The sequence below is a fragment of the Paracoccus xiamenensis genome (assembly GCF_011308835.1).
In the GTDB taxonomy this organism is placed as follows: Bacteria; Pseudomonadota; Alphaproteobacteria; order Rhodobacterales; family Rhodobacteraceae; genus Paracoccus; species Paracoccus xiamenensis.
In genome coordinates, this window is record NZ_JAAOHY010000010.1 from 97,329 (window position 1) to 106,264 (window position 8,936).

At 64.3% G+C, this 8,936-nt stretch carries 7 protein-coding genes; 3 read left to right on the forward strand and 4 right to left on the reverse strand.

Going from position 1 to position 8,936, the window contains the following annotated elements; all coding sequences use genetic code 11:
• Positions 1–49: 49 nt before the first annotated feature.
• The 4 genes from G7044_RS16565 to G7044_RS16580 all read right to left on the reverse strand — a co-directional run bounded on the left by G7044_RS16565 (position 50) and on the right by G7044_RS16580 (position 4,657).
• Positions 50–1,216, reverse strand: coding sequence for an SH3 domain-containing protein (locus tag G7044_RS16565; protein WP_166330891.1), 1,167 nt, complete (start codon positions 1,214–1,216; stop codon positions 50–52).
• A 143-nt stretch (positions 1,217–1,359) separates the two neighbouring features.
• On the reverse strand, positions 1,360–2,832 hold the full coding sequence (locus G7044_RS16570; protein ID WP_166330893.1) for an NAD-dependent succinate-semialdehyde dehydrogenase: 1,473 nt from the start codon (positions 2,830–2,832) through the stop codon (positions 1,360–1,362).
• Between the two features lie 77 nt (positions 2,833–2,909).
• Complete coding sequence (locus tag G7044_RS16575; protein WP_166330895.1) at positions 2,910–3,905, reverse strand: P1 family peptidase; 996 nt, start codon at positions 3,903–3,905, stop codon at positions 2,910–2,912.
• A gap of 11 nt (positions 3,906–3,916) precedes the next feature.
• A complete protein-coding gene (locus G7044_RS16580; RefSeq protein WP_166330897.1) occupies positions 3,917–4,657 on the reverse strand; it encodes an SDR family oxidoreductase in 741 nt (246 codons plus the stop codon).
• A gap of 392 nt (positions 4,658–5,049) precedes the next feature.
• Between G7044_RS16580 and G7044_RS16585 the strand changes: the two genes are divergently transcribed.
• The 3 genes from G7044_RS16585 to G7044_RS16595 all read left to right on the forward strand — a co-directional run bounded on the left by G7044_RS16585 (position 5,050) and on the right by G7044_RS16595 (position 8,880).
• On the forward strand, positions 5,050–5,562 hold the full coding sequence (locus G7044_RS16585; RefSeq protein WP_166330899.1) for an RNA polymerase sigma factor: 513 nt from the start codon (positions 5,050–5,052) through the stop codon (positions 5,560–5,562).
• 102 nt (positions 5,563–5,664) lie between these two features.
• Positions 5,665–6,663, forward strand: a complete 999-nt coding sequence (locus G7044_RS16590) for a FecR family protein (RefSeq protein ID WP_166330901.1) — start codon at positions 5,665–5,667, stop codon at positions 6,661–6,663.
• 117 nt (positions 6,664–6,780) lie between these two features.
• A complete protein-coding gene (locus tag G7044_RS16595; protein ID WP_166330903.1) occupies positions 6,781–8,880 on the forward strand; it encodes a TonB-dependent receptor in 2,100 nt (699 codons plus the stop codon).
• Positions 8,881–8,936: the final 56 nt, after the last annotated feature.

The window sequence follows — 8,936 nt, forward strand, 5'->3', positions numbered from 1 at the left end:
GCGGATCTTGCGCAAAAGGCCCTCGGATTTCCGAGGGCCTTTTTTCTGGTCAGCCGCCATTCACCACGGCGTCGGGGATTTCGTAGCGCTCGTTCCCGAGGTTGATGACGGTCAGATCACCGCGCCGTTCGGTCCGCAGGCCCTCGCGCGGGGCAGGGGCACCGCCGGTGAAGCTGATCGCGCGGCTGCCGCCATCGGGCCAATTGACGGTAACGGTGGCATTGCCTTCGCCCTGGCGAGTGACGGTAAAGCTGCAATCGCGGGTTGGCATTCCCAGCGCGGTCGAGCAGGGCAGGCTGCCGCGCGCCGTGCCACGCTGGCCGGGCTTCGGTGCAGGCTTTGCGGCCGAAACAGCGGTGCTGGCCGGGGGTGCGTCGGATGCCGACAGCGCTTTCGCAGGTGCGGGGACTGGCGGTCGGGCCGAACTGGCGACGCGGGCGGCAGGTGCCGGGGCCGTGGCGGCGGTCGTCATGCTGGCGGCGGCACCGGTTGCCGCAGCGGGGGCTGCGCCTTCGCGGAGGTATTGGTTGACGGTCCAGCCCGATTGTCCGGCGGTGGTTTCAACCTTGCACCAGGTCCGGCCATCGACGGCCTTGCAGCCCTGATTGCGCAGTGCATCGCCATTGCCAACAGTGGCCACAACGCTGGCCCCTGTCGAGGCTTCGGCGCGGATGTTCAGGCGGCCCGCGATCCCGGTGACCTGCCAGTAATCGGGGCCGCCGCCAAGGCTGTCAGCCAGGTCGGCCGCCGAAGCCTGCGCCGGTTGGGGCGTCGCGGCCGGGGCAGCGGTCGGGGCCTTTTGCGGCGTGCCGCCGACATCGATGGTCAGCGAGAAGCGCGCGGTTTCATTCTCTCGCCCGGCATTTGCCATCAGATAGGTGCGGATCAGATAGGTGCCGGTGGCGGGCAGCGTGATGCCAGCCTCCAGCCCCGAGGTGCTGCCGATGAACAGCGCCTGCGATTCGCCCGGCACGTCGCCGGGGGCGTAGATGTTGAAATAGCTCGACGGGTTGTTGGTGATCATCTGCACCGACATCTTCTGGCCGGCGCTTGCGGCGACGGTGAAATCCGCCGTGTCGCGCCCCGCGATCTGGCCGGTTACTGCGGTGCCGGTCGCGCCGTCACCGAAATGGACGGGGGTGGTGGTGCTTTCGGCCCAGACCGGTGCCGCCAGCACGGCTGCCAGCGCGGCGCTGCGGAGCATTTTTCCCAACATGTTCTGCCTCATTCATTCTTGTCTTATTGGGCGCGCCGGCGGGGTCGGGCGCGCATGTTCTGCATCAGCTTTGCGCCGGAAGGGCCGGTTGCGTCACGCGCAAACGGCCGCCGTCGCGGAACTGTGTTCGGTCGTGAGCCTCCTCAGACCGAGAGGCAGATGTACTTCAGTTCCAGATAGTCGTCGATGCCGTGATGAGAGCCCTCGCGGCCCAGACCCGACTGCTTGACGCCGCCGAAAGGCGCCACCTCGGTCGAGATGATGCCGGTGTTCACGCCGACGATGCCGTATTCCAGCCCTTCCTGCACGCGGGTGATGCGGCCGATGTCGCGGGCATAGAAATAGCTGGCGAGGCCGAAGATCGTGGCATTGGCCTTTTCGATCGCTTCTTCTTCGGTTTCGAAGCGGAACAGGGGGGCGAGGGGGCCGAAGGTTTCCTCGGTCGAGACCTTCATCGCGTCGGTCACGCCGGTCACAACGGTGGGTTCGAAGAACAGCCCGTCCTTGCGCTTGCCGCCGGTGACGACGCGGCCGCCGCCATCCAGCACGTCGCGGATATGTTCCTCGACCTTTTCAACGGCGTCTTCGTTGATCAGCGGGCCGGTGGTCACGTCCGCGTCCAGCCCGTCGCCGACGCGCAGCTTTTCGACCGCTGCCGCCAGCTTTTCAGCGAAGGCATCATAGACGCCTGACTGCACATAGATGCGGTTGGCGCAGACGCAGGTCTGGCCGTTATTGCGGAATTTCGACGCCATTGCGCCTTCTACCGCCGCGTCCAGATCGGCGTCGTCGAAGACGAGGAAGGGGGCGTTGCCGCCCAGTTCCATGCTGCATTTCAGCACCTGATCGGCGGCCTGACGCAGCAGGATGCGCCCGACCTCGGTCGAGCCGGTGAAGGTCAGTTTGCGGATCTGCGGGTTTTCGCAGAACTCCTTGCCGATATCCGAGGACCGCGACGAGGTGACGATGCTGAACAGCCCCTTCGGCACGCCCGCGCGTTCCGCCAGCACCGCCAGCGACAGCGCCGACAGCGGGGTTTCCGCGGCGGGGCGGCCGACAAAGCCACAGCCGGCGGCGATGGCGGGGCCGCATTTGCGGGTGATCATCGCATTGGGAAAGTTCCAGGGCGTGATCGAGCCGACCACCCCGATCGGCTGGCGGATCACCGTCAGGCGCTTGTCGCGCATATGGCCAGGGATGGTTTCGCCATAGATGCGCTTGGCCTCTTCGCCGAACCATTCGATGAAGCTGGCGCCGTAGGCGATCTCGCCCTTGGCCTCGGCCAGCGGCTTGCCCATCTCGGCGGTCAGAATGGTGCCGAGATCGTCCTGGTTTTCCATCATCAGGTCGAACCAGCGCCGCATGATTTGCGCGCGTTCCTTGGCCGGGCGCGCGGCCCAGTCCTTCATCGCGATGGCGGCGGCATCGATGGCGCGGGCGACCTCGGCGCGCGACAGATCGGCCACCTGCGCGATCACGTCGCCGCGCGCGGGGTTCACGACGTCGAAGGTCTTGCCGTCATCGGCGTCTATCCACTCGCCGGCGACATAGGCGCGGGTTTCCAGCAGGCTAGGATCCTTGAGCAGCGATTTCAGTCCGGTGATGTCTTTCGGCATGGCGTCCTCCGCAGGGTTGGCAAGATCATCACCATGCCGGGCGGCGCTTGTCAAAGGCGCAGACCGGTGGCCGTCCTTCAGCCGTCCTCCGCAAGACTGCGCCAGCTGTGTTGCAGATCGCCGGGCATTGGTGCGGCGGCGTGAACGCCCCGCGCGATGGCCCGCGCGAGGCAGCTGGCGGCGGCGTGGCCCAATGCGAAAACGTCAAGGTTCGGGTCCGCCATTTCGCGCGCGCCAGTCGAGACGGCAAAGACCAGATCGCCGTCAAAGGGCGTGTGGCTGGGCACCAATGCGCGCGCCATGCCGTCATGGGCGGCTGTCGCCAGCCGTTGCAGCGCTGGCTTGCCCAGCCTTGCATCGGTGGCGACGATGGCGATGGTGGTCGCCTCGCCCAGCCGCTTTGCCGGGTTTGGTTCGAAACCGGGGTCAAAGTCGCGGGCGGGGCCGAGGCCGCCAAATTCGGCCCCCATCTCCCACGGCGCGGCCCAGAAATGCCGGCTTTCGCCCACGGTGGCAGACCCGAGCGCATTCACCACCACCAGCGCCCCCACGGTGATCCCGCTCTCCAGCACCGCCGAGGCGGAACCCAGCCCCCCCTTCAACCGCGCCGTCATCGCGCCCATGCCTGCGCCCGCCGTGCCGATGGCGAAATCATGCGCCGCCGCTTCCAGCGCGGTCCGACCAAGCGCCGGATAGGGGTTGTCGGTCCAGCCCTTGTCGCCGCCGTTCAGCAGGTCAAAGACGATGGCGCCGGGGACGATGGGCACCCGCATCTCGCCCACGGCAAAGCCGCGCCCCATGGCGCGCAGGCCGGCCATCACCCCATCACCCGCCGACAGCCCGAATGCAGAGCCACCGGACAGAAAGATCGCATCCACCGCCTCGACCAGCTTGTCAGGTGCCAGCAGATCGGTTTCGCGCGTGCCCGGCGCGCCGCCCATGACATGCACGGCCGCCGCGAAAGGCGCGTAGGCCGTCAGCACCGTGGTGCCAGACCGCAGCACCGCGTCATCGGCATTGCCGACCCGCAGGCCGGGGACGTCAGTGATCAGATTACGGGTTCCGGGGCGCATCGCGGTCCTCCTTATATGCAGCGACCGCCGTCGACTTCCATGGCGACGCCGGTAATCATCGAGGCTTCGTCCGAGGCGAGAAAGCAGGCCGCATTGCCCAAATCCTCGGGCGTCGAGAAGCGTCCGATCGGGATGGTCGACAGGAATTTCGCCCGCATTTCCGGCGTATCCTCGCCCATGAAGCTGGCCAGCAACGGGGTCTCGCCCGCGACCGGGTTCAGGGCGTTGACGCGGACGCCAAAGGGGGCGAGTTCGACCGCCATCGCCCGCGTGGCGGTGATGACCCAGCCTTTCGAGGCGTTGTACCAGCTGAGCCGGGGCCGGGGCGAGACCCCTGCGGTCGAGGCGATGTTGACGATGGCCCCGGATTTCTGCGCTTTCATCAACGGCACGATGGTCTTTGCGGCCAGGAAAATGGCCTTGCAGTTCACTGCCAGAATGCGGTCGAAATCATCCTCTGATACCTCCTCCATCGGGCTGGGCAGATGGGTGACGCCGGCATTGTTGACCAGGATGTCGATGCGTCCGCCAAGGCTCAGCGCGGCTTCGGTCATTGCACGGATGCCGCCTTCGGTGGCGACATTGGCGGTGACGGCGGTGCCGCCGATCTGCTCGGCGATGGCGCGGGCGGCGTCCCCGTTCAGGTCGGCCAGAATGACGCGGGCGCCTTCTGCCGCGAATTTCCGTGCGATGCCGGCGCCGAAGCCCGACCCGGCGCCGGTCACGATGGCGATCTTGTCCTGAAGTCTCATATGTGCCCCCCTCGCTTCGGGAACAGTGGCGCGAAGCGGGGCCGGGGGCAAGCGGTCGACATTTGCGCCCCGATGTGAGGCCTGCCGGGGCAAGGTCAGCAAGGCGGGCCAGTCCATCGAGCAGACGCCACGTTGGTTGTTATTCCTGCGATGGCCATCGCCATTTTTGCAAGAGGTACCGGTCCATGCGTCCCGTCGGTCACAATTTGTCCTGTGAAGCCAATGTGCTTGTGCTGTTAAACCCATCTGTTTATGTCGGCGCCGTTAACGCTCGCCAGTGGGGCAGGGTTTCGTGTGTCATTCCAACGGCTTCCGAACCCTTTCCGTTTAATCAAAGCCAGCCCGTTTTGTGATCTTCAGGTGAACGCTGCGCAGGCAGAGGGCGATGGCTCATGGTATGGAAAGCGGAACTCCGGCACGAAATCTACCGGGATCAGCGGGTCAGGCTGATCGAATATGCGACGCCTATCCTTGGCTCACGCGAGTTGGCCGAGGACGTGGTGCAAGACGCCTTCATGCGCTTTGCGCCCGAGCGGTCGCATGGCACGACGCCCGAACAGATACTGGCGTATCTTTATCGTATCGTGCGCAATCTGTCGTTTGACAAACTCAAGCGGAGCCGGATCGAACAGCGTTATGATGAACGCTCGGCGCCTTATTGGGTCACGCCGACCGCGCCGCCAACGCCGGAAGAAAACCTGCTGCTTGGCGATCAGGTTCGTATCGTCAATGAAGTGTTGGCAGAGTTCCCGCCAGAGGTCCGCATCGCGGTTGAGATGAACCGCTTTGGCGGCTTCACGCTGGAGGAAGTGGCTGCCCATCTCCATATTTCGGTGGCAACTGCGCACCGGCATATACGCAAGGTCATGGTCGCCCTTGCGCTGCGTCTGGATCGCCGCGACTGATGGGGCGCGAGAAGACCGAAAGTGGCTAACGAAAAAAACCGCTTCGCTGATCGTCTGTTTAGACAGGACAACAGTGCAGCCAACACGACGCAGCGAGACGAAATGAAAGGATACCCCGAAGCAGCAGTATCTGAAGCGCGGCTTGAAGAGGCCGCGGACTGGTTTCTGCGGCTGAATGATCGCGCTGCGGATGAGGCGCTGAGGCAGGAATTTGACGAATGGCTTGCCCAGAACCCGCAGAACCGGCTTGCCTGGGAAAAGGCCTGCGGGTCGTGGCGGGTTCTCGGGCTGGCCGTTCCGATTCATGAAGACCAATGGCCCGGCACGGGCAGCGCAACCAACCGCCCCGGTATTGAAGCGCCACCTGCCACCCGGCCGTCGCGGCGGATCTGGCAGATGGCAGCGGCCGTGCTTGCGGTGCTGGTTCTGGTCGCCATCTCTGGCCGCAGCATGCCGCTGTGGGACCCGTCCGACTATCGCACCCGGACCGCCGAGACCCGGACCATTCAACTGGCTGACGGTTCGGTCATCAGTCTGGGCGCAAGAAGCGCGGTCGAAATTGATATGTCCGGGGCAGAGCGCCGCGTGCAACTGCTTTCTGGTGAGGTGTTTTTTGACGTGGCCCCCGACCCTCAGCGCCCGTTTATCGTTTCCACTCGCGATGTCAGCGCGCGGGTGCTGGGAACGGCCTTCAATGTCCAGCTGTCGGCGGATACGACCCAGATCGCGCTTGAACACGGATCGCTTCATGTATCGGCCGGCGGGGACGCTACACTTGCACCGGGCGACAGTGTGACGGTCAGCCACGACACCGGGCAGATCCAGCTTGGCCATGTCGCGCCGGACCAGATCGCAAGCTGGCGCGACGGGAAAATCTTCGTCGATGATATGCCGATCTCTGCGGTCGTCGAACAGATCCGGCGCTATCATCCGGGATGGATCAGGCTGTCGGATGGGCATCTGGGGCGGCAAAGGGTCACCGGGCTTTACGACCTGAGCGATCCCGACAAGGCCCTGCAGGCGCTTGTGCGACCCTTCGGCGGGCAGGTCCGGAAGATCTCGCCCTGGCTCGTTCTGCTAAGTGCCGGTCAGCCGAAATAGTCCTTCGCAGGGTGGCCGCTGCAAAAATTATGCCGCGAGGTGAAAAATTTGTCCGTGCTGGTCGTCTCTTAGACGTAACCGCGCGCCGGAAAGGTGCCGAAAGTCAGGGACAAAACCATGAATTCATATTCCATCCAGAGCTTGACCAGAAAGCACCGGGTCCGGGGGCTGGCCGTGCGATTGTTGCTTGGCAGCGCGCTTGGTGCGCTGGCGGCCGTCGCGCCGGTTCTGATCCCAACGGCACAGGCGCAGGTCACGCAGAATTTCGACATTCCCGCGCAGCCGCTGCCTTCGGCGCTGAACACCTTTGGTCGGCAGTCGGGATTGCAGATCTCATTGGCGGCTTCGGTCGCGCGCGGGATGTCTTCTCGTCCGGTTCGCGGTGCCTTGACCGCCAGTCAGGCCCTGTCGCAGCTGCTGAGAGGAACGGGCATCCCCTTCCAGATCACTGCCGACGGCACGGCGTTGATCGGCGCGGTGGGCGCAGCATCGGGCCAGGCTGCGCCGGTCGATGGCGCGATCCTGCTGGATACCATCACCCTCAGCGCGGCGGGCACGGGCGGCGTGCCGGCGGCCTATGCGGGCGGACAAGTGGCGACGGGTGGCGGCCTTGGCATGTTGGGCAACAAGGAGCTGATGGATACGCCTTTCAGCACGGTCAACTATACCAGCGATTATGTCGCCAACCGTCAGGCGCAAAACATCTCGGAAGTGATCGCCGCCACCGATCCCAGCGTGTTCACCACCGGGTCCAGCGGGATGATCGCGGACGGCTATTGGGTGCGCGGGTTGCGGGTTGCGGTACCCGATGCCACGGTTGGCGGCCTGCATGGCGTCACCCCGCATTTCCGGGCCACGCCAGAGATGTTTGAGCGGGTCGAGGTGCTGAAAGGACCTTCGGCGCTGCTGAACGGTATGGCGCCGAACGGTTCGGTCGGCGGTGTGATCAACCTTGTGCCAAAGCGCGCGCCGGAAGGCCCGCTGACGAACGTGACGCTGACCTATATGAATGATGCTCAGCTTGGCGGCCATGTCGATCTGGGCCGCCGCTTTGGGCAGGACAAGCAATTCGGGCTGCGTTTCAACGGCGTTTATCGCGACGGCGACACGTCGGTAGACGGCCAGCAAATGGGCACTCGTCTGGCGGCCCTCGGCTTTGACTGGGAAGGGGAAAACGCACGTATCAGCGCGGATATTTATTACAGCCGTCAACGCGTGGATGGGGTGAACCGGGGTGTTTCCCTTGCGCCGGGCGTGGATCTGCCGTCTGCGCCCAAGCCTGACACGCTGCTGAACCCGGACTGGACGTTCCTCACGACCGACGACAAGGCCGCAATCATCCGCGGCGAATACGATCTGACCCCCGCCATCACCGCTTATGCCGTCTATGGCGCCAGCAAAACGGATTACGACGGCATCGTTTCCGGCAGTCACCAGATATTCAACGACAAGGGCGATTACCGCACCAATGTCGCCCATACCGGCTTCAGCTATGACAAGCGCTCGGCAGAGATCGGGGTCCGGGGGCAATTCGATACGGGGTCGGTGGCGCATGAATGGACCATCAACGCCACCCAGTTTAAACAGGATTACGGCTTCCGCAGCGTCTATCCGCTGCTGGCAGAGGACTGGATCACCAACATCTATGATCCGGTGTGGGGGCCGGCACCCGGCCGGGCCTTCAACGATGCGCCGCCCAAAATCAATTCGGTGAAGATGCGCAGCTTCGGCATTGCCGACACGCTTTCCTTTGCAGGGGGCCGCGCGCAGCTTACGGCCGGCCTGCGTCATCAGTCGGTTGTCAGCGACAGTTTCGATGCAAATTCGGGCAAGCGGACGGAACGCTATGAAGCAAGCGCCAACTCGCCCGCTGTTGCGCTGAACTATCGCCTCACCGATCAGATCTCGGTCTATGGCAACTATATGGAGGGGCTCAGCGCCGGTTCGACCGCACCCGCCTATGCCGCAAATGCCGGTGAGGTCTTTCCGCCCTATAAAACCCGTCAAAAAGAGGTCGGGCTGAAATGGGATCTGGGCGAGATGACCCACAGCTTCAGCCTTTACGACATCCGCCAGCCCAACCGATATACCGATCCGGTGACCAACGTCTTTTCCTTTGGGGGCGAGCAGCGGAACCGCGGCGCTGAATGGAGTGAGAACGGCGGTGCGAAATTAGTCCACGTTAGCGGCGGCATGGTGCTGCTGCGGGCGGCGTAAAAGTCGTCCACCTATTGCCTTTCTGCGTCAGCAGGGAGGGCGTGAGGATTTACAGC

What these genes read in the sequence shown, in the direction of transcription:
- G7044_RS16565 (WP_166330891.1), bottom strand. Translation starts at nt 1,216, where the DNA reads ATGTTGGGAAAAATGCTCCGCAGCGCCGCGCTGGCAGCCGTGCTGGCG.
- G7044_RS16570 (WP_166330893.1), bottom strand. Translation starts at nt 2,832, where the DNA reads ATGCCGAAAGACATCACCGGACTGAAATCGCTGCTCAAGGATCCTAGC.
- G7044_RS16575 (WP_166330895.1), bottom strand. Translation starts at nt 3,905, where the DNA reads ATGCGCCCCGGAACCCGTAATCTGATCACTGACGTCCCCGGCCTGCGG.
- G7044_RS16580 (WP_166330897.1), bottom strand. Translation starts at nt 4,657, where the DNA reads ATGAGACTTCAGGACAAGATCGCCATCGTGACCGGCGCCGGGTCGGGC.
- G7044_RS16585 (WP_166330899.1), top strand. Translation starts at nt 5,050, where the DNA reads ATGGTATGGAAAGCGGAACTCCGGCACGAAATCTACCGGGATCAGCGG.
- G7044_RS16590 (WP_166330901.1), top strand. Translation starts at nt 5,665, where the DNA reads ATGAAAGGATACCCCGAAGCAGCAGTATCTGAAGCGCGGCTTGAAGAG.
- G7044_RS16595 (WP_166330903.1), top strand. Translation starts at nt 6,781, where the DNA reads ATGAATTCATATTCCATCCAGAGCTTGACCAGAAAGCACCGGGTCCGG.